This window comes from Stenotrophomonas sp. YJH_SMC_81 (assembly GCF_059370875.1).
Genome location: NZ_JCAFUB010000006.1, coordinates 182,004 through 205,430 on the forward strand (window position 1 = coordinate 182,004; position 23,427 = coordinate 205,430).

Annotated in this window: 23 protein-coding genes; 7 read left to right on the forward strand and 16 right to left on the reverse strand. The window is 67.5% G+C overall.

Translation table 11 applies throughout. From position 1 onward, the window contains the following. Positions 1-19 precede the first annotated feature (19 nt). Both AC5P8U_RS14475 and AC5P8U_RS14480 read right to left on the reverse strand, forming a co-directional pair. Entirely contained in the window at positions 20-496 is a 477-nt protein-coding gene (locus tag AC5P8U_RS14475) for an HvfA family oxazolone/thioamide-modified RiPP metallophore (RefSeq protein WP_447897588.1), read from the reverse strand. A 100-nt stretch (positions 497-596) separates the two neighbouring features. Continuing rightward, the gene (locus AC5P8U_RS14480) at positions 597-1,175 is read right to left on the reverse strand and encodes an HvfX family Cu-binding RiPP maturation protein (protein WP_447897589.1); all 579 of its coding nucleotides are present in this window, start codon (positions 1,173-1,175) and stop codon (positions 597-599) included. A 406-nt stretch (positions 1,176-1,581) separates the two neighbouring features. Here AC5P8U_RS14480 and AC5P8U_RS14485 point away from each other — a divergent pair, with 406 nt between their 5' ends. The 5 genes from AC5P8U_RS14485 (at position 1,582) to AC5P8U_RS14505 (ending at position 6,477) form a co-directional block, all read left to right on the forward strand. Next, on the forward strand, positions 1,582-2,376 hold the full coding sequence (locus tag AC5P8U_RS14485; protein ID WP_072168668.1) for an alpha/beta fold hydrolase: 795 nt from the start codon (positions 1,582-1,584) through the stop codon (positions 2,374-2,376). A gap of 3 nt (positions 2,377-2,379) precedes the next feature. Beyond that, positions 2,380-2,925, forward strand: a complete 546-nt coding sequence (locus AC5P8U_RS14490) for a redoxin family protein (RefSeq protein ID WP_072168669.1) — start codon at positions 2,380-2,382, stop codon at positions 2,923-2,925. Between the two features lie 57 nt (positions 2,926-2,982). Next, the gene (locus AC5P8U_RS14495) at positions 2,983-3,723 is read left to right on the forward strand and encodes a response regulator (protein ID WP_072168670.1); all 741 of its coding nucleotides are present in this window, start codon (positions 2,983-2,985) and stop codon (positions 3,721-3,723) included. Continuing rightward, positions 3,720-5,033: a sensor histidine kinase gene (locus AC5P8U_RS14500; RefSeq protein ID WP_447897590.1), complete on the forward strand. Its 1,314-nt coding sequence runs from the start codon at positions 3,720-3,722 to the stop codon at positions 5,031-5,033. Before AC5P8U_RS14495 ends, AC5P8U_RS14500 begins: the two co-directional genes overlap by 4 nt. 184 nt (positions 5,034-5,217) lie before the next feature. Next, a complete protein-coding gene (locus AC5P8U_RS14505) occupies positions 5,218-6,477 on the forward strand; it encodes an MFS transporter (RefSeq protein ID WP_069139056.1) in 1,260 nt (419 codons plus the stop codon). Between the two features lie 4 nt (positions 6,478-6,481). On the opposite strand, the gene AC5P8U_RS14510 is transcribed toward AC5P8U_RS14505, so the two are convergent. After that, the gene (locus AC5P8U_RS14510) at positions 6,482-7,429 is read right to left on the reverse strand and encodes a nucleoside hydrolase (protein ID WP_005415667.1); all 948 of its coding nucleotides are present in this window, start codon (positions 7,427-7,429) and stop codon (positions 6,482-6,484) included. A 151-nt stretch (positions 7,430-7,580) separates the two neighbouring features. Here AC5P8U_RS14510 and AC5P8U_RS14515 point away from each other — a divergent pair, with 151 nt between their 5' ends. Further along, positions 7,581-7,913, forward strand: a complete 333-nt coding sequence (locus tag AC5P8U_RS14515) for a hypothetical protein (RefSeq protein WP_088496747.1) — start codon at positions 7,581-7,583, stop codon at positions 7,911-7,913. A gap of 92 nt (positions 7,914-8,005) precedes the next feature. On the opposite strand, the gene AC5P8U_RS14520 is transcribed toward AC5P8U_RS14515, so the two are convergent. The 13 genes from AC5P8U_RS14520 to AC5P8U_RS14580 form a co-directional block, all read right to left on the reverse strand. Next, positions 8,006-8,725, reverse strand: a complete 720-nt coding sequence (locus tag AC5P8U_RS14520; RefSeq protein WP_353080151.1) for a GntR family transcriptional regulator — start codon at positions 8,723-8,725, stop codon at positions 8,006-8,008. A gap of 105 nt (positions 8,726-8,830) precedes the next feature. After that, positions 8,831-10,198: an SLC13 family permease gene (locus AC5P8U_RS14525; protein WP_069139059.1), complete on the reverse strand. Its 1,368-nt coding sequence runs from the start codon at positions 10,196-10,198 to the stop codon at positions 8,831-8,833. 104 nt (positions 10,199-10,302) lie between these two features. After that, positions 10,303-11,223, reverse strand: coding sequence for a malonate decarboxylase subunit epsilon (gene mdcH, locus AC5P8U_RS14530; protein ID WP_088496419.1), 921 nt, complete (start codon positions 11,221-11,223; stop codon positions 10,303-10,305). Next, positions 11,220-12,077, reverse strand: a complete 858-nt coding sequence (mdcB, locus tag AC5P8U_RS14535) for a triphosphoribosyl-dephospho-CoA synthase MdcB (RefSeq protein ID WP_227836623.1) — start codon at positions 12,075-12,077, stop codon at positions 11,220-11,222. The genes mdcH and mdcB overlap by 4 nt, the downstream gene beginning before the upstream one ends. Further along, positions 12,074-12,715 (reverse strand): malonate decarboxylase holo-[acyl-carrier-protein] synthase, encoded by a 642-nt coding sequence (mdcG, locus tag AC5P8U_RS14540; RefSeq protein WP_188241186.1) that lies wholly within the window; start codon positions 12,713-12,715, stop codon positions 12,074-12,076. Before mdcG ends, mdcB begins: the two co-directional genes overlap by 4 nt. After that, positions 12,708-13,412, reverse strand: coding sequence for a biotin-independent malonate decarboxylase subunit gamma (gene mdcE, locus AC5P8U_RS14545; RefSeq protein WP_065178163.1), 705 nt, complete (start codon positions 13,410-13,412; stop codon positions 12,708-12,710). Before mdcE ends, mdcG begins: the two co-directional genes overlap by 8 nt. Positions 13,413-13,414: 2 nt before the next feature. After that, positions 13,415-14,323, reverse strand: coding sequence for a biotin-independent malonate decarboxylase subunit beta (locus AC5P8U_RS14550; RefSeq protein WP_111201158.1), 909 nt, complete (start codon positions 14,321-14,323; stop codon positions 13,415-13,417). Next, positions 14,320-14,640 carry a malonate decarboxylase acyl carrier protein gene (gene mdcC, locus AC5P8U_RS14555; RefSeq protein ID WP_065178127.1) on the reverse strand — a complete coding sequence of 107 codons (321 nt, stop codon included), beginning with the start codon at positions 14,638-14,640 and terminating at the stop codon, positions 14,320-14,322. Before mdcC ends, AC5P8U_RS14550 begins: the two co-directional genes overlap by 4 nt. 10 nt (positions 14,641-14,650) lie before the next feature. Beyond that, a complete protein-coding gene (gene mdcA, locus AC5P8U_RS14560; protein ID WP_188241185.1) occupies positions 14,651-16,294 on the reverse strand; it encodes a malonate decarboxylase subunit alpha in 1,644 nt (547 codons plus the stop codon). Positions 16,295-16,450: 156 nt separating this feature from the next. Next, positions 16,451-18,658, reverse strand: a complete 2,208-nt coding sequence (locus AC5P8U_RS14565) for a TonB-dependent siderophore receptor (protein WP_088496415.1) — start codon at positions 18,656-18,658, stop codon at positions 16,451-16,453. 330 nt (positions 18,659-18,988) lie between these two features. Next, entirely contained in the window at positions 18,989-20,680 is a 1,692-nt protein-coding gene (mqo, locus tag AC5P8U_RS14570; RefSeq protein WP_072168682.1) for a malate dehydrogenase (quinone), read from the reverse strand. Between the two features lie 257 nt (positions 20,681-20,937). Further along, on the reverse strand, positions 20,938-21,522 hold the full coding sequence (locus AC5P8U_RS14575; RefSeq protein WP_072168683.1) for a hypothetical protein: 585 nt from the start codon (positions 21,520-21,522) through the stop codon (positions 20,938-20,940). A gap of 166 nt (positions 21,523-21,688) precedes the next feature. Next, positions 21,689-22,594, reverse strand: coding sequence for a LysR family transcriptional regulator ArgP (locus AC5P8U_RS14580; protein WP_072168684.1), 906 nt, complete (start codon positions 22,592-22,594; stop codon positions 21,689-21,691). 138 nt (positions 22,595-22,732) lie between these two features. On the opposite strand from AC5P8U_RS14580, the gene AC5P8U_RS14585 reads away from it, so the two are divergent. Further along, positions 22,733-23,368: a LysE/ArgO family amino acid transporter gene (locus AC5P8U_RS14585; protein ID WP_072168685.1), complete on the forward strand. Its 636-nt coding sequence runs from the start codon at positions 22,733-22,735 to the stop codon at positions 23,366-23,368. Positions 23,369-23,427 lie beyond the last annotated feature (59 nt).

Genomic DNA, 23,427 nt, shown 5'->3' on the forward strand with positions numbered 1-23,427 from the left:
AGCGCCGGTTGGACGTCGATCAATCGGCAACGCGGGAGAACAGGCCCTTCGGCATCGGCTTGCCGTTGGCGGTGTAGACGCTGCGCAGGTAGTCGTGCGCTTCCTGTTCGCTGATGTAACCGTCGTGGTCGGTGTCGATGCGGTCGAACTCGGCGGCACACTTGGCGGCCACCGCGTTGAACTCGGCACGCGAGACCTTGCCGTCGTGGTCACGGTCGGTGCGGGCAAACGAGGCATCGCCGCACTTGCCTTCGCCACACTGGCCTTCGGCCACCTTGGCCTTGCCGGCGGGCTTGCCGGTGGTGGCCTTGTTGGCCCCGCACTTGCCTTCGCCGCACTTGCCTTCGGCGGCGGCGCTCATGGCGACGGCGCTGATCGCCAGCGGTTGGATCGCTGCGGCCTGGCCGGCCAGCAGCAGGCCACCGGCCAGGGCGATGCCGATGGCACCAATGCGCGGCAGGCGGGAGGAGGGGGTGTTCTTGGTCGAGACGGACATGGTAGTGACTCCTTGGGGATGGCACGCCAGGCGTGCGGGATGGACGTCGCCTGAAGGCGACGGAAACGAAAGGAGGAAGCGCGGGAAGGGGCGAAGCAGGTCAGGCGGTGCGACGACGGCGCAGCGCGTAGCCCAGCAGCAGCACGCCACCAAGCAGGGCGCCGCCGAAGCCGATGCCGGGCAACAGCGCGGCAACCGGCAGCAACAGGGCGATCAGGCTGACGCCCCAGCCCAGGCCGTCATCGCCGACGGGGGCATGCTGTGGGCCGACCAGCAGCCGGTCCACGCTGAGCGCGCCACCGCCGTTGAGGATCAATGGCAGCAGCATGGCCAGGAACAGCAACGGCAGCTTGAAGTTGCCATAGCCCTGGTCGGTGATCGCATAGCCCTGCCAGAGTTCACCCAGGCCGCTCCACTGGTCGGGCCAGTGCACGGCGGCGATGGCGACCACCGTCAACACCCAGAAGACGTAGGCCACCGAGCGCGTGGCCAGGCCGAGCAGCAGCATCACCGCACCCACCAGTTCCAGCCAGGTGGCCAGCTGCCAGTTCAACGATGCGGGCAGGGTGGAGAACGGGAACGGGAAGCGACCTTCCAGCTCGGCGAACCAGTTCTGGCCGCCCAGCTTCTCGCGGCCGGACTCAAAGAACTCCCAGGCCAGCAGCGTGCGAAGCGCCAATGGCGAGAGCCAGCGGCCGACGGCGTCCAGGCGGGGGTATACACGGAAGAGGCGGTGCTGATCATGGTGGTTTCCTGCGGGCCAGTGGTCGATGGAGGCCATTCCAGGCGGCGCAGGTATCGGCAACGTGTGCCGTTGCCCGGGGTTTTGTCAGCGACTGTGGCCGCAGCCGGGGTTTCGTACAGTCGGATACAAAGACGATGCGTGGATGCACATCGATGCGTTGCGCGCACGCGTGCGTGGAACGGTATCCACCCAGTAGCGCCCGGCCAGGCCGGCGCCAGAATGTATCCCACTGTAGAAACCCGCCTGCGCCCTACAGTCCGTTACAACTCCGCGCCGCGAAGAAACAGCGCCGATACACCGGCAGGCGGAAATGACCACTCCCAACACCGGAGTGTCACCCGTGATCCGTATCTCCTCGCTTGCCGCCGCTCTCGCCCTGGCCGGAGCTGCCGCCCCGGCCTTCGCCACCCAGGCCGATACCGCTGCACCGCCCACCGTCATCCTGGTGCACGGTGCCTTCGCCGACGGCTCCAGCTGGAGCAAGGTCATCACCACGCTGCACGACTGGAAGCTGCCGGCGGTGGCGGTGCAGAACCCGCTCACGTCGTTGGCCGACGATGTGGCCGCCACCCGCCGCGCGATTGCCGCCGCGCCCGGCAAGGTGGTGCTGGTCGGCCACAGCTGGGGTGGCACGGTCATCACCGAAGCGGGCAATGACCCGAAGGTGCAGGCGCTGGTGTACGTGGCGGCCTTCGCACCGGATGCAGGGCAGTCTTCGGCGCAACAGGGCGAAGGCTTCCCGGTCGGGCCGGGCCTGGCCCGGCTGCAGGAGAGGGATGGCTACCTGACGTTGCCGGCCGATGCCATCGCCCAGGACTTCGCGCCGGACGTAATGAAAAAGTCGGCAGCACTGCTGTACAGCACGCAGGTCCCGTTGAAGGCCAGCGCGCTGGGCGAGGTGGTGAACATGGCGGCCTGGCGCAGCAAGCCGAGCTGGTACGTGCTCAGCCGTGATGACCGCATGCTGTCGCCACAGCTGCAGGCCGCGACCGCACGTCGCATCGGTGCACAGCTGCAATCGATCGGGAGCAGCCATGTGTCGCTGCTTTCGCATCCGGCGCAGGTAGCCGACAGCATCCTGGAGGCGGCAGGGGTGAAGCCCGCTGAACTGCCGTTGGCCGAGCAGGGGGGCTGAACGATGACCGCACTGCGAGGGTACGCACTGCCGTTGCTGCTGGGCCTGCTCGGCGGAGCAGCGTTGTTGCTGGCCTGGCCCAACCCGGAGGCCGATGCGCAGCCGGCACAGGCCCTTCCCGCTGCCGGGTTCGACGGTGGCGGGCCCTGGCACAACAGCCCACCGCTCACACTGAAGCAGTTGCGGGGGCAGGTGGTGCTGGTCGAGTTCTGGACCTATACCTGCAGCAACTGCCTCAACGTGGCGCCGTATGTCCACCAGTGGAATGCCAGGTACGCGTCGCAGGGCCTGAAGGTGATCGGCGTGCATACGCCGGAGTTCGCCCATGAAGGGCTGCCCGGCAACGTGCGCAGGGCCATCGCACGGTTGGACATCACCTGGCCGGTGGTGCAGGACAACCAGTACCGGATCTGGAACGCCTGGGGCAACCGCTTCTGGCCCGCACTGTACCTGCTCGACCGGCAGGGGCGGGTGGTCTACCGCCATTACGGCGAGGGCGACTACGCACGTACCGAAAGCGAGATCCAGCGCCTGCTGGCCAGCCCTTGAGCCGCGCTACCATGGCCGCGCAGCGCGGCCCTGACCTCCGTCTTCATCGAGAACGCAATGAACCATGTACCGCACATCCTGGTCGTCGACGATGACAGCGAGATCCGCCAGATGCTGGCCGACTACCTGCTGCGCAACGGTTTGCGTGTCAGCCAGGTCGACGGTGGCCGGGCCATGCGCGCGCTGATGGATACCCATGCGGTGGATCTGGTGGTGCTGGACGTGATGATGCCAGGCGAGGACGGCCTGAGCCTGTGCCGCAACCTGCGCGCCGGCAAGCATCGTGCGGTGCCGGTCGTGCTGCTGACCGCCCGCGATGACGAAACCGATCGCATCATCGGCCTGGAAATGGGCGCTGACGACTACGTGACCAAGCCCTTTTCTTCGCGCGAGCTGCTGGCACGCATCAATGCGGTGATCCGTCGCACGCAGATGCTGCCGCCGAACCTGCAGGTGAGCGAGGCCGGGCGCCAGCTCGCCTTCGGCGAGTGGCGCCTGGATACCACCGCGCGCCACTTGCTGGACGCACAGGGGACCGCGTATCCGCTCAGCGGCGCCGAGTTCCGCCTGTTGCGCGTGTTCCTCGACCACGCCAATCGGGTGCTCAGCCGCGACCAGCTGCTCAGCCTCACCCAGGGCCGCGATGCCGAACTGTTCGATCGCTCGATTGACCTGCTGGTCAGCCGCGTGCGCCAGCGACTGGGTGACGACGCGCGCGAGCCGACTTACATCAAGACCGTGCGCAGCGAAGGCTATGTGTTCAGCGTGCCGGTGCAGTTGCTGGGGCCGGACGAATGAGCGCCGGCGCACGCCATCCACGCTGGCCGCGCACGCTGTCGGCGCGGCTGCTGCTGGTCCTGCTGGGCGGACTCACCCTGGCCCACGCGCTGTCCTTCGGCTTGCTCTTTTTCGAACGCTACCAGTCCACCCGCAGCATGATGCTGCGCAACCTCGACGAGGATGTGGCGGTGAGTGTCGCACTGCTGGAGCACCTGCCCGCAGACCAGCGCGATGCCTGGGTACCACGGTTGGAACGACGCACTTACCGCTACCTGTTGCGTCCAGCCGCGCCCGGGCCGGGGCTGCAGACCGATCGTGCGCGCCAGGTCACGGCGATCATCGACGACAGCCTGCGGCACCGCTATCGGTTGCAGGCGCGCCAGGTGGCTCGCCTGCCGGAGCGGTTTGAGGTGGAACTGCGCCTGCACGACGGCACACCCTTGACCATTGAAGTCACCCCGTCGGGCCTGCCGCTGGCACGTTGGCTGCCCGCCGTGCTGCTGGTGCAGCTGGCGCTGCTGCTGGTGTGCGCGTGGCTGGCCGTGCGCCTGGCCCTGCGCCCGCTGCAGCAGCTGTCGCATGCGGTGGAGCATCTGCAGCCGGGCAAGGACGGGCCTGCACTGCCTGAAGATGGTCCTGCGGAAGTAAGCGGCGCGGCGGCCGCACTCAATGCACTGCAGGCACGCATTCGTGGCCATGTCAGTGAACGCCTGCAGATCCTGGCCGCGATCTCGCATGACCTGCAGACCCCCATCACGCGCATGAAGCTTCGGGTGGAGACCTTGCCGGAAGACGCTACCCAGCAGCGCCTGCTGAATGATCTCGATCACCTTGGGCAACTGGTGCGCGAGGGCGTCGCCTATGCGCGCAGCAGCCACGTCGCCGCTGGCGCGCCGGTGTCGATGGACCTGGGCGCGTTCCTCGCCAGTGTGGTCGGCGACTACGAGGACATGGGCAAGCCGGTCACTGGCGGTGCGCCCGCTGGGCTGGTCGTACAGACCTGGCCGCAGCCGCTGCGCCGGGTGGTCGGCAATCTGGTCGACAACGCATTGCGCTACGCCGGCGCCGCCGAGATCGAGGCGGGTCGCGATGAGGCCGGAAGGGTGTGGATCAGCATTTCCGACCGTGGCCCCGGTATTCCCGAGGGCCAGCTGCAGGCAGTGCTGGCGCCGTTCCACCGGCTGGAAAGCTCGCGCAACCGCGATACCGGCGGGACCGGCCTGGGCCTGGCCATCGCGGTGCAGCTGGCGCAGTCGCTGGGTGGCTCGCTGCGGTTGCACAACCGCGAGGGCGGCGGCCTGCGGGCGGAGCTGCAGCTGCCGGGCTGAGTTGCTCGGCCTTGTGTTCCAGCAAGGACGCTTCTGCTTCGGCTTTGACAGTGAGCGCTTCAGCGGCCATGAAGCCCAGTACATGCAGGCAACCGATAGCCGATGACCGGTATTTCACCCCATCCATGCCACGCTGCGCCGAACCTGCCCAACCGGGATCGAGGCTGTTGAAGGCGAATACGCGATGACTGTGGCGCGACAGCGCTCTATGTGGGTGGCCGGCCTGTCCACGGTGGTGGAGTGGTACGACTTCACCCTGTACCTGTACTTCGCCACGGTGCTGTCGCGGGTGTTCTTCGGCGGTGGCGAGCAGGCGCTGCTGGTCACCTTGGCCGGATTCGCCGTGTCCTACCTTATGCGTCCGCTGGGCGCGCTGTGCTTTGGTCACCTGGGTGACCGGCTCGGCCGGCGATGGATGTTGCTTGCGTCGATGGCGTTGATGGCAGCGGCAATGCTGGCCACTGCGCTGCTGCCGACCGCGGCCACCGCAGGCGCCACGGCCGGCGTGCTGCTGCTGGTGCTGCGCTGCGTGATGGCGTTCTCGGTGGGCGGCGAATATACCGGCGTGGTGGCGTACCTGCTGGAAAGCGCACCGGCGCGCCGACGCGGCCTGGTTACGTCATTGGCCTCGGCCGCCAGCGAAGTGGGCGCCCTGCTGGCGGTGGCGATCTCTGCACTTACCGTCGCGCTGCTGCCCACACCGCAGCTGGACAGCTGGGGCTGGCGGATTCCGTTCCTCGTCGGCGCTGCGCTTGCGCTGGTGATCCTGATTGCGCGTTCGGGCATGCACGAGTCGCCGGAGTTCGAGCGCCAGCGCCGCGAAGGCAGCATTCCCGCCACACCACTGCGGCATGTGCTGCAGCATCATCCGTTGGCGGTGGCGCGCACGTTCGCGATTTCGGCGCTGGGATCGATCACTTACTACGTGGGCATCACCTATGTGCCTGCATTCCTGCACGCGCAGGGCCACGATGAGGGTGACGCACTGTGGCTGTCGACGATCGCGGCGGTGGCAGTGATCGCGATCACGCCCCTGTGTGGCGCATTGTCGGACCGCATCGGACGACGTCCGGTGTTGTTGGGCCTGACCGTGCTGGCAGCGCTGCTGCCGCTGTCCCTGTTTGCGTGGATGGCACAGGCAACGGCGCTGGGCATCGTGCTGGCGGCGGTGCTGCTGGCCTGCGTGGCCGGCGGTGTAAGCGCGGTGGCGGCCCCGGCCACGGCTGAGCAGTTCCCAGGCGAAGGCCGGGTCAGCGGCCTGGCACTGGGAGTAACAATGGCCACTGCCTTCTTCGGCGGGGCAACGCCATGGCTGGCGCAATGGTGGGTGGAGCGCAGCGGCTGGGCGGCGGCGCCGGGCGCGATGATCGCGCTGGTGGCGGTGCTGGTGCTGCCGGTGCTGTGGACCCTGCCCGAGACGGTCCCGGGCAGGGCCAGACGCTAGCCGGTCAGACCTTCAGGGTCTGCTCGATGTCGGCCAGTACCGCGGCCGCATCCACACCGATGGCGATCGACTGCACCACGTGGCCGTCCCACACGCTGGGGCCGAATGCCAGGCCTTCCGGCTTGGGAATGGTCATGCCGCGGGCGACGCCGTCGGTGGCCACGCGCACGCTGGCGCGCTCGAACTGGAACAGTTCCGGGCGGGTCAGCGCGATGCACGCGCAGCAGTCATGCACGACCATGCCCTTGTGGCCGGCCTGCAGGTAGAAGTCCACGTAATCCTGCGACAGCGCACGGACCAGCTCGGCGTCGGCACCGCCGATGGTGGCCAGCTTATCCAGGCCGTCACGGTCCATTTCCACGCGGGTGGTCACGTCCAGGCCGATCGCGGTGACTGGCCAGCTGGCGGTGAACACCACGTCGGCGGCTTCGGCATCGCCCCAGATATTGGCCTCGGCGGCCGGGGTGATGTTGCCGTTGACGTGGAAGGCGCCGCCCATGATCACCACGCCGCGTACCAGGCCGGCGATGTCCGGGGCCTGCTGCAGGGCCAGGGCCAGGTTGGTCATGCGGCCGACCGCGACCAGGGTCACTTCGCCCGGATGGGCGCGGACCAGATCGATGATCAGCTGATGGGCCGGGCGGGCATCGGCGGCCACGTCCAGGCTGGCCGGCACCGGGTGGTTGCCCAGGCCGTTGTGGCCGTGGATGTGCACCGGCCACGCTTCCGGGGTGGCTTCCGGCTGCAGCGGGCCGTCGGCACCGCGCGCGACCGGGGCGGCGAAGCCCCAGGCCTGCTTCAGGTACAGCGCGTTGTGCGTGGTCGACTCCACCGAGGCATTGCCGAAGGTGGTGGTGACACCGATCAGGTCGATCTGGGCGTGCTTGTGCAGGTACAGCAGGGCCAGGGCGTCGTCGACGCCCGGGTCGGTATCGAAAATGACTTTCAGCATGTTGTTGTTCTTCTTCTTCCGTGTGGTGCGAGGGGCGCCGGCGGCCAGGGGCAGGCCGGCACACCCCCACATTGTCCCATCTTCATGACAGGCAGGGCCATTGCCGGGGTGGCAGGCCATAATGCCCCCAGTCCAGGCATGGTGTCGCCGAATGCTGATCGTTGCCCTTCTGCTGGTCCTGCTGGTGCTGGGCTTGAACGTGGTGGCTACCGTGGTGATCGGCAGGCGTGATGGGCTGTCGACGGGCGGTCGGACGGTGCAGTTGCTGATGGTCTGGCTGCTGCCGCTGGTCGGCGCCATCCTGTGCATGGCGGTGGCTACGGCCGATGGCTCCGGGATCCGGGGCGACAACAGTTTCGGCGGTGGCTACGATCATCCGGGCGGCCAATCCGGCGACAGCTACAGCCATCACAGCCACAGCAGCTCCGACTGCGCCAGCGACGGTGGCAGCGGTGACGGCGGCAGCTGCGGTGGTGGCGATTGACGAGATGTTCCAGGATGCCGGCCAGCGGCCGGCACTACCAGGGCGTGACCTCGGCTGGGTAGTGCCGGCCGCTGGCCGGCAACCTCATCCGCTCAACCGCCGCCTTTGGTCGGCAAGGGCGCTGGCACGTTCAACAGCCCGCCCGCTGCCACATAGGCGGCCAATGCCTGGCCCTGGCTGAGCAGATGGCGCTCCATGGTGCGTTCGGCAGCCTGCGCATCGCGGCGGCGGAAGCACTCCATCAACTCGCGGTGTTCGGCCAGCGACTGCGCCGTGCGGCCCGGGGTCAGCAGCTGGCGGCCGCGATGCATCTTCAGGATGCGGTGCAGGTCGTGGGTGATGCGGATCAGCCACGGATTGCCCGCGTAATGCTGCACGGTTTCGTGGATCAGGTAGTTGTTGCGATAGTACTCGGCAATGTTGCCCTCGGCCGCCGCCGCTTCCATCGCCGCATGCAGGGCCTCCAGTTGTTGCACACCGGCATCGTCGATGTGCTGCACCGCCTCATGCGCGCAACGGCCTTCCAGCATGGCCATTACCGGGAACAGCTGGTTGAGGTCTTCCAGCGTCAACCGGGTGACCCGGCTGCCACGACCTGCGTCGATCTGTACCAGGCCTTCGGCGGCCAGCAGCTTCAACGCCTCGCGCAGCGGCGTGCGGCTGATGCCCAGTTCTTCGCACAGCGCGGGCTCGTCGATCCACTCGCCCGGCGGCAGCCGATAGTCGTAGATGCGCTCGCGCACGTGGTCGGCCACCTCTTCATACAGAGGTGCGCGCTTCTTCGGTGACCGCGGGGCAGGGGCAATGGCCATGGAGGAAGTGTACCGCCAGGTAGTGCCGGCCGCTGGCCGGCAACCCATGATCGCTGGATGGCTTCATGGGATTGCCGGCCAGCGGCCGGCACTACCGTTGGGTAGTTACATCCAGCCCGGCACCACGAATACCAGCCAGGCCAGCAGCGGTCCAAGCGCCACCACCAGTCCGCTGTAGACCAGGAAGCGGCGGAACAGGGTCTCGCGTTCCTCCTTGGCTGCCGAGGCCACCACCAGTGCGCCATTGGTGGAGAACGGGCTGACATCGACGATGGTGGACGACACCGCCAGCGCGCAGATCACGCCGGCGGCGCTGAGGTGACCCTGCATCAGGAACGGCACCGCCAGCGGAATCGTGGCGCCCAGCACTGCGGCCGACGAGGCGAATGCGGAGACGATGCCGCCGACGTAGCAGACCAGCAGCGCGCCGAGCAGCGGAATGCCGATGTCGGACACGCCATTGCCGATGAAGTCCACCGCGCCGGCATGTTCCAGCACGCCGATGTAGGTCACCACGCCACAGATCAGCAGCACGGTGGACCAGCTGATGCCATCGACCGCGCCCTTCTGGCTTTGTGGCGACAGCAGCGCCAGCGCCACCGCGACGGTGATCGAGACCAGGCCGACGTTGAGGTTGTAGATCAGCGCGGCCACGCCCAGGCCGAGCAGGCCGATCAGGGTGAACAACCGTTCGCGGGTCAGGCCCACCGCATCCAGTGCCGCCGGATCATTGCTGAGCGTGCCGCCGCCTGCTGCGACCAGCGCGCCATGGCCTTCGATCGCGAACTGGCGCGACGACGCCTGCGGGCCACCGGCCATCGCCAGTTCGGCATTGCCGATCGTTCCTGCCGCGGTGATCGAGCCGCGACGCAGCAGGGCGATGCCACCGAAGGCGAAGAAGCAGATCGTCGCCATCATGAAGTTGAAGCCCAGGCTGGTCAGGAACACTGCCATCTCGGTCACTTCCAGCCCAGCCTTCTGCACCACGCCGTTGGTGATGCTGCCGTACACGCTGATGGGCGAGAAGCCGCCGGCCTGCGCACCATGGATGACCAGCAGGCCCATCATCAGCGGGTTGATGTTGTACTGCTTGGCAAAGCGCAGCGCGACCGGGCCGATGATCGCGACCGCCGCCGGGCCCAGCGCACCGAACGCGGTGAGCACCGCGGTGATCACGAACATCACCCACGGAATGGCCACGATATGGCCACGCACCACTTTCACCGCCCAGTGCACCAGCAGGTCGATGGTGCCGTTCTTCTGCGCGATGGCGAACAGGTAGGTGATGCCGACCAGGGTCAGGAACAGATCGCCGGGAAAGCCGGCCAAAACCTCCTTGCCGCCCATGTCGACCCACAGCCCGCCGATGATGAAGGCCAGCGCAAAGGCGACCGCGCCCATGTTGATCGGCATCGCCGTGGCGACGATGAACATGATCACCAGGCCGATGATCGTTGCGATTTGTGGACTCATGCGCCCTCCCAGACACGTGGCTCACGTACAGCGCGGATGGAGACCCGCCATCCCGGGTTAAGGCGACGTACTGCGTGATGCGTGATACGTACTGCTGGAACCCGTTACTGCAGCCGCTCCAGCGCACTGCGGACCCACGCCGCGGCGCCTTCCAGGCTCTGGAACTCTTCCACCGCGCGCACTTCGCAGCACGGATAGGACGGCGCGACCATGCGCGCCAGTGCGTTGCCCGGGCCCAGCTGCAGGAACACCCGCGCGCCGCGCTCGAAGGCCTGGCGCATCACCTGCGCCCATTCGATGCTCTGCGCCAGCTGCGCCGACAGCGTGTGCACCACCGTGGCACGATCACGCACAGGCCGCGCATCGATGCCGGCCAGCAGCGGCAGGCGTGGGGCTTGCAGCGGCGAGGCATCGAGTGCGGCAGCGAACGGTGCGACCGCCGCCGCCAGCAACGGCGTGTGGGCAGGCACGTGCACCGCCAGCGGACGGATGCCGGCACCCTGCGCCCGTGCGGCACCGGCCAGCCGCTGCAATGCGGCGTGCGTGCCGCCCACGATGAAATGGTCCTGCCCATTGGCGATGGCCACGTACGCACCGTGCAGATCGCACAGTGGCTGCAGTACATGGCGCTCCAGGCCAAGTACCGCCTGCAGGCCTGCATCGGCGGGGCTGGCGCCGTCCATCAACTGCGCGCGCTGCGCCGCCAGGGCAAGGCAGGTGGCCGCATCGAAGCTGCCGGCGATGGCATGCGCAGCCAACTCGCCGATGCTGTAGCCGGCGGCCAGCGTCGGCGTTGGCACGTTGTCGCGCAACCCCTGCCACTGAGCCAGAGTGGCCGCGCACAGCAGCGGTTGCGCCTGCGCATTGTCGAAACGGTCGTCGGCCACCGCGGCGGAAAACACATCGCGGCCGAGCACCGTGCTGGCCCGATCAAGGGTGTGGCGCGCGGCCGGAAGATCGCGCACGCGGTCGAACATCGCTGCGTGCTGCGCGCCTTGGCCGGGGCAGAGCAGGGCCAGGCTCATGCGCGCTCCTGCAGCAGCAGGAACCCGCTGCAGGCCAACAGGTCTGCGCTGCCGCCTGGGCTCAGCCGGCGCGCGACGAAGCCATCACCGATGCGACGCAGATGTGTCCGCCAGTCCGGCGCGAAGGTGCCGCCCGCGTCCAGGAAGGTGCGGGCCTGCCGCTGGGCCCAGCGCAGGCCGTCGGTGCCGCCACGGTGCAGCAGGTTGAGGTCATCCACGCACGCGATCAGCTGCATCAGGGTCTGGCACATCGCGGCCTCGCGTGGCAGGCCGCTGGCCAGCGCGTGACGCATGGTAGGCAATGCCACGCCGCGCAGCAGCGGATAGCCGGCGGCCGCTTGTTCGCGCACACCCTGCACGCCGTGCCGTGCGCGCGCGCGCTGGCCAGGGCTGTTCGCATCCAGAGGTGCGTCGGCGAGCTCGGCAGACCAGCGGCGCACTTCCTGGCAGACCTGCTCACCCGTGGCGGCATGGCCCAGGCGGGAGCGACAGGCCGCGGCGGCCGCCACCAGCAGGCCGAGACTGAAGACCGCGCCACGATGGGTATTGACGCCGGCGGTTGCGCGCAGCATCGCGATTTCGGCTGCGATGCCACATCGGCGCAAGGCGTCGAAGTCCGCCCCGGCTGCACCGAGGCAGGCCACGGCGGTGAAATAGTGGCGCAGCGCGAACAGGCTGCGCAGGAATGTGCCGGCGTCCATGTCGTGATGGCTGCCGCTGTCGAATGGCGTGACCAGTCCGGGCTTGGGCGCCAGCGCCAGCTCCGCATGCAGGCTGGCGACGGCGAGGCGCCCCAGGCGCGCGCTGTCCACGGCAGCTGCCGGCCTGACTGCCGATTGCACGACGGCGGTCATGCGCTCACCCCGGCGGAGGCGAACATCGCATCGCGTAGTTCCAGTGCGGCACCATCGAGGCGCTTGACCAGTACCTCGCGGCTGCGTCCGGCGTACTCCCGCCAGTTCACGGCGGCGTCGCCGCCCAGGCACAGCTCGCCATCGACCCGCCGGTCGTGTTCGGCTTCCCATGCCTGTAGCCGTGCAGCCAGGGCATCGGCCTGCGCGGTGGTGTCGATCGGCCACAGCAGATCGACGTCCGAGCGCGCGTGCACATAGCGCAGGCCAGTAAGGTGCTGCCACGCGAAGGCACCGAATACGCGCGCCTCAGCGATGTTCTGCAGCACTTCAAGGGGCCGCCGCCAGTCCTGCGGAACGTCGCCTTTCAGCACCGCCTGGAGTGCCGGCGGCGGTGTGGTGCGCAGCACATCGTGTGCTGGCACGCGCAGGCCCAGGCGCAGTTTGCCCTCGGCGGGCGGCAGCGGCACGCCGAGACGCAGGCGTGGATCGGCATCGTCGGCGGCACGTCGCGCGACGATGGCCGGCCGGCCCTGTGCAAACCAGTCGGCCAAGCGCGACTCATGCGCGGCGATGTCCGCCTGCCAGCCGGCGTGCGCTGACAGCCAGACCAGCGTATGTCGGGGCAGCCGCTCAGGCATCGCCCTGGCTCACGGCTTCAGCCACGCGTGCGGCAAGCATGCGCCCGCCACGTTCGGCTCCGCGCACTGCGCGGCGGTCGCCATGGGCGGGCGTGCGCAGGGCCTGCAGAAGGTGCTGGGCAAGATTGCCCTCCCACAACGATTCCACCGCACCCATCGCCACGTAGTTCTCCACGCCCGGTGCGAACACCGGTGAGGTCTGGCTCAGCGCCTGCAGTTTATCCAGCGGCTGCTTGGTCACCCGGGCCATCGCGCGCAGGTCCATCACCCGCACCTGCGCATCCGGCAGGGCATGGATGTGGTCGGCCATCAGCCCGAACGAGAGGAAGCCACCACTGACGGATTCACCGTAGACCAGCGTGACCAGTCGGGCGCCACGTCGACGCGCGAGATCCAGCGTCTGCGCCAGGTGCGCGAAACAGCCGTTGATGCCGAGCAGTTCGTCGCGGCGTGCCAGGCGCTGGCCGGCGGTGTCGACCAGCATCACGATCGGTTGCTGCGGATGCGCGGCGGTGCTGGCCAGCACCGTCTCGGCCAGTGCCAGTGCGTGGTCCACGCCCACCTCGAGCTTGTTGGCGGTGCCGATCACAGTCACATCGCCGTTGTCGGTGGTGGCGCTGCCGGTCAGCACCGAATCGCTCACCGCAATGGCATGCCCATGCGGAAACAGGGCATCGAGCAGTGTCTGCAACGGCATGCTCATGGCAGGCTCCGGTCGCCGGTGGCGGTGAGGAATTCATCGGTGTCGAGCAGTGGCAGGCGTTCGGGGTGGGCAATGCCCAGCCGCGCCCAGATCTCCAGGCCATCGCGGCAATCGCCCCAGGCCCGCACGCGCGCCTTCAAGGCCGCATGGCGTTCCTGCAATGCGGCCAGTGCAGCATCCGGGTCAGTGCTGCCCGCATCGGGGTGCAGCGCGTCGCGCGCGGCCAGCGCGAATGCTTCAAGGGCATCGGGCACCAGCACCTGCGCCTGGTCGATCAGGTACCGGTGCTTGCCACCGGTCACACGCCAGACCAGCGCGCGATCGCGTGAGTCGAACTCTTCCACGCCGCGAACGGTTTCGATCACCTCCGGTCCGGACAGCGACATCCGGCCTTCCTCGGACATGATGACCGTGGTGCAGCAGCGGGCAACGATGCCCATGCCACCGAAGGCGCCGTTGCCGCTGCCGATCAGCGCGATCACCGGCACGCCCGCTGCACGCGCGTCCAGGGTGGCGCGCATGATCTCGGAGATCGCAATCAGGCCCGCATTGGCTTCGTGCAGCCGCACGCCGCCGGTATCGAGCAGCAGCAGCACGCCGTCAGGGCGGGTGTGCGCTGCACGGCGCAGCAGCCCGGTCAGCTTGGCGCCATGCACTTCGCCCACGCCGCCGCCCATGAATTCACCCTGTTGTGCGGCCAGCAGCACGTGTTTGCCCTGCAGCCTGGCCTCGCCGACGACGATGCCATCGTCGAACGCGGCCGGCTGGTCGAGCTGGGCCAGGTGCGGACTCATCATCCGTCGCGCCGGGCCGAGGAACTCGTGGAACGAGCCGGCGTCGACCAGCCCGGCGATGCGCTCGCGCGCATCGGCTTCGTAATAGCTGTGGCGCTGTACGTGGTTCATGGCGCGCCTCCGGCCAGCAGGGTTTCCACGGCCTGGTCCAGGCGCAGGCTGACCACGGCCGGGGTTGCACCGGCGTCGTTGATCGAGACGCGCACATCGCGCAGCGGATGACGTTGTGCGAAGTCGTTGATCACCGCCTGCCAGATGCTGCCGAAGCCCTGCGCGGCGGTGATGACGCGCACCGTCATCGCGCCCTGCTGCGCCGCCGGTTCCAGCAGGATTTCCAGGTTGCCCGACGCCAGCACGCCCACCAGCACCGCATCGCGCGCGAAGGGGACGTCGGTGCGGCCTTCGAATCGATAGTCGAGGGTTTCCATGCTCAGCCCCTTACCAGTTGCGGAAGCGCTTGGGCGGGTCGTACAGACCGCCGGACCAGCGCACCAGGTCCTTCACCGAACGCGCCGCCAGCAGGTCACGGCTGGCATCGCGCACGGAGATGCCGAGGTCACCGGGACGGCGGATCACGCCGCGGTCGCGCAGGTTCTCCACCATCGCGCGGTCGCGCCCGATGCCCACGGCGGTATAGCCGGCCACGCCACGGATCGCCTGTTCGCGCTCCTCGGGGGTGCGGCACAGCAGCAGGTTGGCGATGCCTTCCTCGGTCAGCACATGGCTGACGTCGTCGCCGTAGATCATCACCGGCGGCAGCGGCATGTTCGCGCGTTCGGCCAGTTCCCAGGCGTCGAGGCGGTCAACGAATGCCGGGGCCATGTGCTCGCGGAAGGTTTCCACCATCTGCACCACCAGTTTGCGCCCGCGTGGCATCTCGCCCGGGCGTGCGGCCTGCCGGCCGGCCTTGATCCAGGCCTCGCTGGCATGGCGGCGGCCGCGCGCGTCCGAGCCCATGTTCGGTGCGCCGCCGAAGCCGGCGATGCGGTCGCGGGTGGCAGTGGAACTGTTGCCCTGCAGGTCGATCTGCAGGGTGGAACCGATGAACATGTCGCAGGCATACAGGCCTGCGGTCTGCGAGAACGCGCGGTTGGAACGCATCGAGCCGTCGGCGCCGGTGAAAAACACATCGCCCCGCGCGGCAATGTATTTCTCCATGCCCAGTTCCGAACCGAACGAATGCACCGATCTGACGAAGCCCGATTCGATCGCCGGAATCAGTGCCGGGTGTGGGTTCAACGCCCAGTGCTGGCAGATCTTTCCCTTCAGACCGAGCGATTCGGCGTAGGTGGGGAGCAGCAGTTCGATGGCGGCCGTATCGAAGCCGATGCCGTGATTCAAACGATTCACGCCGTACTCGGCGTAGATGCCCTTGATGGCCATCATTGCCATCAGTACCTGGATTTCGGAGATCTGCGCAGGGTCGCGGGTGAACAGCGGCTCGATATGGTTCGGCTTCGGCGCCTGCACCACGAAGTTGACCCAGTCCGCAGGAACATCGACGCGGGGGAGGCTGTCAACGATCTCGTTGACCTGGGCGATGACGATGCCGCCACCGAAGGCGGTGGCTTCGACGATCACCGGAGTGTCTTCCGTATTCGGCCCGGTATAGAGGTTGCCGTGGCGGTCGGCGGCCTGCGCGGCGACCAGCGCTACGCGCGGCGTAAGGTCGATGAAGTAGCGGCCGAACAGTTCCAGGTAGGTGTGGATGGCACCGATCTGGATGCGCCCTTCGGCCACCAGGTTGGCCAGTCGCACCGATTGCGGGCCGGAGAACGAGAAATCCAGTTTCGAGGCGATGCCACGCTCGAATACGTCCAGGTGCGAGGGCAGTGAGAGGACCGACTGCACCATGTGCAGGTCATGCACGCGGGCGGGGTCGAGGTCGGCCAGCGCCTGGGCGAGGAAATCGGCCTGCTTCTGGTTGTTGCCCTCCAGGCAGACCTTGTCGCCTGGCTCCAGCACTGCGTGCAGCAACTCGCCGACGTCGCTGCTGGCGACCTCGCGTCCCCGGGCCCACGGCGCGGCACGTTCCAGGCGGGCCTGGCGACTGCGTTCCAACGTATCCCAGCTCGGGTTCATTGACCGGCTTCCGACGGGTGTTGGGATAATTACGGCATAATTACGAAGTGGGTACAACCTGCAGTGCAGCAAAGAGAAGGGCCCGCGCGGAGGCGGGCCCATTCAGGGTGTGGGGTGTGCCGACCAACGGTCGGCACCCACCGGTTCGCAGGAGGCTCAGAACTTCCAGCGCAGGCTGGCCGATACGAAGCGCGGCTCGCCGTAGTTGTTGTAGTCCAGGTTGGCCCAGTAAGTCTTGTCCAGCGCGTTGCGCACGCTCAGCGTTGCGGTCCAGCTGTCGCTGATGCGGTAGTTGGCATTGAATTGCACCAGCATGTACGCCGGCTGGTTCACGGTCACCGTGCCGCCCAGCGGGTAGGCGATGTTGTAGCCCTGCACCTTGCTCTGCCACTGCAGGCCACCGCCGATGCTCAGGCGTTCCAGCGCACCGCGCAGCTGCAGTTGCGTGTTGAGCTGCAGCAGGTCCTTGGGCGGGTTGGCGTACAGCAGGTCGGTGGCGGCGCGGGTGACCTTGACGTGGGTGTAGCCGGCATTGACCGTCCAGCCCGGCAGGATTTCGCCGTTGATATCCATCTCCCAGCCACGCGCCTTGGTACCGTTGACGCCGATGTAGGCCGAGCTGCCGTCGCTGAGCGAACCCTCCGGCACGCCCATGTCACGCACCGCGTAGTTGTCCTGCTTGGCCTCGAACACAGCGGCATTTGCGGTCAGGCGGCCATCGAACCACTGCGTCTTGATGCCCGCTTCCAGGTTCGAGCCCTGCACCGGCGCCAGCAGGTTCTCGTTGCGGTCCTTGTAGTTCTGCGGATTGAAGATCTCGGTGTAGCTGGCATAGGCCGACACGTTCGGGGTGATCTCGTAGACCAGGCCCACGTACGGAGTGACTTCATCGCTCACCTTGTACGCACCGCTGGTGCCGGTATAGGCGCCGGCGGCGTTGTAGGAGCGGGTGAGGGTTTCCCACCGGCTCAGGCGTGCACCGGCGATCAGCGACAGCGGATCGGCCAGGTGCAGGCGCGTGGCCAGATAGACGCCACTCTGCGTGGTCTTGGCCACGCGGCGCGCGCCGGTGCGGCGGTAGGTCACCTCGGAGATATCGCCGTTCCAGCTGTAGACGTTGGGGATGTAGTAGCAGCGCTCGCGTGCACCCGTGGCGCTGACACACGTTGCCCAGTCGCTCGGGAAGTTCAGCGCCACGGTGTTCGTGGTCCCTTCCAGATCCGACCACTGGGCACCGACCGTGAGGTCGTGGTCGCGGCCGAACAGCGGGAAGCTGCCGGTCAGGTAAGCATCGACATTGCGGCGGGTGTCTTTCGAATCACCGGCGGCCGCACGCAGGAAGATGCCCGAGCCGGTCACCGGGTCCGGGTTGCCGGTGCCGTACAGGCGCACGTTCTGCACGTTGCCGCGGGTGTAGGCGGTGTTGATCTTCAGCAGCCAGTTGTCGCCGAAGCGCTGTTCCAGGTTGGCGAAGGCGGTGTTGCTCTCGCGCTTCCAGTAGCTCCACTTCGGCGACAGGTTGGTCGAGCGCGGCAGATGGGCGAAATTGCCCTGGCTGTCGAAGAACGGCACGGTGCCCCAGGTCGAACCGGTCGGGTTGTTGTCCTGGGTCTGGTAGCCGAGGGTGAGGGTGGTGCTGTCGGTGACATCGCCTTCCAGCACCGCCATGCCGGCCATCTTGTTCTCGTCGTAACGGTCGTAATACAGGCCACGATCGGTGTAGGCGGCGACCACGCGGCTGCGGAAACGGCCGTCATCGGTCAGCGGCGCGGTGACATCGGCTTCCATGCGGCGGTAGTCCCAGCTGCCGGCGCTGACCGCGAACGACGCGTCGAATTCCTTGCCGGGGCGCTTGCGCAGCAGGTTGACCGTGGCCGACGGCACGCCGGCGCCGCTGAGCAGGCCGTTGGCACCGCGGATCACTTCGATGCGGTCGTAGAAGGCGGTGTCGTATTCCTGGTTGGTGGAGCCGCTGTAGGTGGGAATGCCGTCGACCTGGAAGTCGGTGATGGCGAAGCCACGCGCGTAGTACAGCGGGCGCTGCGTGTCATAGAAGGACACGCTGACGCCGGTCACGTTGCGCATCACATCGTTGATGCTGAACAGTGATTCGTCCTGCAGGCGCTGCAGGCTGATCGCGGTGGCCGACTGCGGGGTTTCCTGCAGGGTGATCGGCAGGCGCGTGGTACTGGCCGGCGGAGCGGACCGCTCGGCCCGGACGCTGACCCGGTCCAGGGTCTTGGCATCGGCGGCGGCATCGGTGGCGGCGAACGCGGCGGGCGTGACCAGCAGGGTCAGCGACGAAAGCAGGGCAGCCGGCAGCAGCGCGCGGCGGGGCAGGCGGTTACGGACAGGCAGGGGCATGGTGGGCTCGAGGCTTGGAAACGGGGAAGGGCGGCAACAGTCGTCCAGCACCCGGGGCGGCGGCTTCGGGCACGGTCAGGTCCTTCTGGAGAGGCGCGATCACTGCGCAGGACTCAAATGTAAATAATTCTTAACAAGATTACAATTCGCGTCATTACGTAGAGGCTTTCCGGCATCCAGCAGGCTTCCTGTTGAGCCGAGCCCATGCTCGGCTGTTGGCAGCCGCGAAGAGCAGCCGAGCGCAGGCTCGGCTCTACATCCGGTGGCCCGCCCAGACGAGAACGGCCACCCGAAGGTGGCCGTCCGTCTGCATCGAAGGAACGCGCGGGCTTACAGAGCCTGCAGTTCCTCATTGGCATTGCGCTTTTCCTTCGCCGGAGCCGGAGCCGCAGCGGCCGGAGCCGGCACCGCCGCGTTCGCATCCACCGGCACCTCCAGGTACGGCAGGTGCAGGGTCTGGCTGGTCAGCGTACGGATCTCGTTCACCAGCGCCGGGCTGTCGTTGAGCTTGCGCCCATACGACGGCACGATCTCGCGCAGGCGGGTTTCCCAACCGGCCTTCATCTGGTCCGGGAAGGCCTTGGCCATCAGGTCCAGCATGATCGGCGGCGAGGTCGACGCGCCCGGCGACGCGCCGAGCAGTGCGGCGATGGTGTGGTCCTTGTCGGTCACGATCTCGGTACCGAACTGCAGCACCGGGCCCTTCAGCGGATCGCGCTTGATGATCTGCACGCGCTGGCCGGCGGTGACCAGCTTCCAGTCACCCGGCTTGGCATTGGGGAAGTACTTGACCAGTTCGGCCTGGCGGTCGGCATCGTTCAGGCGCGCCTGGCCCATCAGGTACTGCACCAGGTCCAGGTTGTCCTTGCCCACTTCCAGCATCGGGCCAACGTTGTTGTGGGTCACCGAGGAATACAGGTCCCACCACGAGCCGTGCTTGAGGAACTTGGTGCTGTACAGCGCAAACGGCCCGAACAGGACCACCGGTTTGCCGTCCAGCTTGCGCGCATCCAGGTGCGGCACCGACATCGGCGGCGAACCGGTCTCGGCCATGCCGTAGGCTTTCACGCCATGGCGCGAGGTCACGTCCTGGCCCTGGAAGGCGAGGAACTGGCCACCGACCGGGAAGCCGGCATAGTCCTTCGACTCCGGAATGCCGGACATCTGCAGCAGCTTCAGCGCGGCGCCGCCGGCACCGATGAAGACGAAGCGGGTGTGGGTGGTGGTTTCGGTGCCGGCCTTGAGATCCTTCACCGTCACGTTCCAGCTCTTGTCGGCGTTCTGCCGCAGCGCGGTCACTTCATGGTTCAGGTGCAGGCTGAAGTTCGGGCTGCGCTGCAGGCCGGCGGTCAGCTGGCGGGTGATCACACCGAAGTTGACGTCGGTACCGAGCGGCATCCAGGTCGCGGCCACCTTCTGCTTCGGGTCGCGGCCTTCCATCAGCAGCGGCGCCCACTGCTTGATCTGTGCCGGATCTTCCGAGTACTGCATGCCGTAGAACAGCGGGTTCTTCACCAGCGCCTGCTGGCGCTTGTGCAGGTAGGCGATGTTGTCATCGCCCCAGACGAAGCTCATGTGCGGCGTCGGGTTGATGAAGTCGCTGGGCTGGCTCAGCCGGCCTTCCTTCACCTGGTGCGACCAGAACTGGCGCGAGACCTCGAACGATTCGGCGATGCCGACCGCGCGCTTGGTCTCGATGCTGCCATCGGGCAGTTCCGGGGTGTAGTTCAGTTCGGCGAACGCCGAATGGCCGGTGCCGGCGTTGTTCCAGCCGTCGGAGCTTTCACCGGCGACGCCGTCGAGGCGTTCGTAGACCTGGATGTTCCAGTCCGGCTGCAGTTCCTGCAGGTAGGTGGCCAGGGTAATGCTCATGATGCCGGCGCCGACCAGCACCACATCGACGGGCTTGTCGTTGCTGGCGGCGGGCACCGAGCGCTGGGTCAGCGGCCAGTACAGGAACAGCGCGGCGGCCAGCAACAGCAGCACGAGCAGGGCGAGAAGAGCCTTGCCAAATTTCTTCATGGGGGCGGGATCGTTGGCGGAGGGGAAGGGGTCAGGATGCGCGTGGGGCAGGGAAAGGGCGTGAAGAAACAACGCCTTGCCGCATCCAGGTGCGATTCTAACCGGATCCGGTCCGTTTTTGATGCAACGCAGCATCCGGTCGGCGGTCCTCTACCATAGCGCCAGGCCATGCCCGGCGACGCGGCCGTCCCTGCGGATGCCGATGCCGCCCGGCCGCGGGGCGTCGAAGGCGTTTCCCGGGAGTGCAGGCAGCCGGGTCAGTCACTGCCGACGGTGAAGTATTCCACGGCGAAATAGCCGATCTGGTACGCCAGCGTTGCCAGCACCAGGCGCAGCTGTGTGCGTTGGCTGCGCAGTCGCCAGCCGAGCACCGCCACCGCCAGCATCAACACGGCATGCAACGGGTACGCGGCTCCCAGCAGCTTCCAGCGGCTGCTGCCCTTGATGGCGGTATCGACCAGGTCGAGCAGGGTCAGTGCAGCAATCACGCTGAAGATCCAGCGCCGGCGCTGCATGAGATAGTTCCCGTAGCTGCCGTATTCGCGCAGGTCGTCGGGAAACAGCAGCGCGCACAGCAGGAACCAGGTCGCGCAGTACACGATCACGAACAGGTAGGTTTCAAACGTCCAGCGGTGCACCTCGATGAGGCGGAACTCCCACCACCAGAAGGTCACCAGCGATATCAGCGTCCACGCCACCCAGCCCAGGTGCAGGGCCGAGCAGCCGCGGCGCTGCGGATGCTCGATGATCTGCGCCAGGCCCTTGAGCACGGTGGTAATCGACAGGCCGAGGATGATGCCCATCACCACCCGGATGTGCAGGAACAGCGGATCGGTCTGCATCGCGGCGCTCCGTGTCGGGTGCTGCGATGCTGGCACAACCGGGCGCCCCGGAACGGACCCCGGTCACGCGCCGAAAAAGGGGACGCCGGGGATCAAGTCGTATCAGGCCATACGGCCTGCACGGCGGAAGCGACTTGATCCCTCCACGCCCTTGTCGCTGTGCAGCTCAGCGCTTGCGCCGGATCAGCGCCGAGGACGCATCCAGCACCGCGCGGGTCAGAAGAGCCATGGTCTGCACGTCGCCTTTCCAGTGTTGCCAGTACAGCGGCACGTCTTCCCACGCGCGCTGGCGCACGTAGACCAGGCGGCCTGCGTCCAGGTGGCGCTTGACCAGCGGCAGCGGGTTCATGGTCCAGCCCAGTCCGCCGAGGTTGGCCTGCACGAAGGCCCGGGTGGAGGGAATCCACCAGGTCGGTGCGGTGCTGGGCAGGTCGTCGCCGGCCATGCGCCGGGCGAAGCGCGACTGCATTTCGTCCTTGCGGTTGAACACCAGCACCGGGGCCTGCGCCAGCGCCTGCGCGGTCACGCCCTTGGCGAAGTGGCGTTCGCGGAATTCGGGGGTGCAGGTCGCTGCATAGCGGATGCTGCCCAGCGCATGGATCTGGCAGCCCTGCACCGGCTCGTCCAGGGTGGTCACCGCGCCCAGCACCGTGCCCTGGCGCAGCAGCTCCACCGTGTGGTCCTGGTCTTCCACACGCAGGTCCAAGGTGGTGCCGGTGCTCTGCGCGAACTGGTGGGCCGCCTGCGGAAACCAGGTTTCCAGGCTGTCGTGGTTCACCGCCACCGGGATGCTGGCCTGGGGCAGATCCTCGTCGGCCAGGCCCATCCGGTGCAGCGCATCGTGTTCGAGCAGGGCGGTCTGCTCGGCCAGCTGCACCAGCAGCTGCCCCTCGGCGGTGGCGGTGGCCGGCGTGCCGCGCTTGACCAGCAGGCGGCCGATCCGGTCCTCCAGTGCCTTGACCCGCTGCGAGATGGCCGAGGGCGTGACATTCAGCGACTGCGCGGCGCGGTCGAAGCTGCCTTCGCGGATCACCGCGGCCAGGGCGCGCAGCTGGGCATGATCGATACGCATCGAATTAAGCTCCGCTAATGTTGATTTAGGAAGTTTAGCTCGTCTTTTTCATGTTGCGGCGCGACAATAGCGCCCGTTCCGGTGCTGTCCGCCTTCGCGAGGCACCGTCCCCCCAAGCAATACAAGGCAGTGAATCCCATGTTCTCGGTCATCTCCGCCAGCACCGGCCTCGGTGCCTGGTTCTCTGGTGCAGCCACCGGCATCGGCCTGTTCGCCGTGGTCGGCGCCCAGAGCGCCTTCATTCTGCGCCAGGGCATCCTGCGCAAGCACATCGTGCCGGTGGTCGCCACCTGCGCGGCCATCGATGCCATCTTCATCTTCGCCAGCGTGGCCGGCCTGCGCACGCTCACCTCGGCGCTGCCGTGGCTGACCAGCGCCGTGCTGTGGACCGGCGTCGCCTTCCTGGCCTGGTATGCGATGAAGTCGGCACGCCGTGCAATCGCGGGGGGCGGTGGCATGGGCGAGGCTGACAGCGACGACGGCAGCCGCCGCGCGGTGCTGATGGCCGCGGTCGGCTTCTCGCTGATCAATCCGCACTTCTGGCTGGACATGATGGTGATCGGCTCGATCGCCGAGAACTTCGGTAACGCCCGCATGGCCTTCGCCGCCGGCGTGGTCACCGCCAGCTGCCTGTGGCTGACCGCGCAGGGCCTCGGCGCACGCCTGCTGGCGCCGCTGTTCACCAAGCCCAGCACCTGGCGCGTGCTCGACGGCACCATCGCCGTGATCCTCAGCATCCTGGCCCTCATGTTGGCGGTGCGCGGGGTCCACTGACCCGGCGCACGCCCCCCGAACCCACGTCCTGACTCTCTCTCCAAGGTAGTGGCAACGAC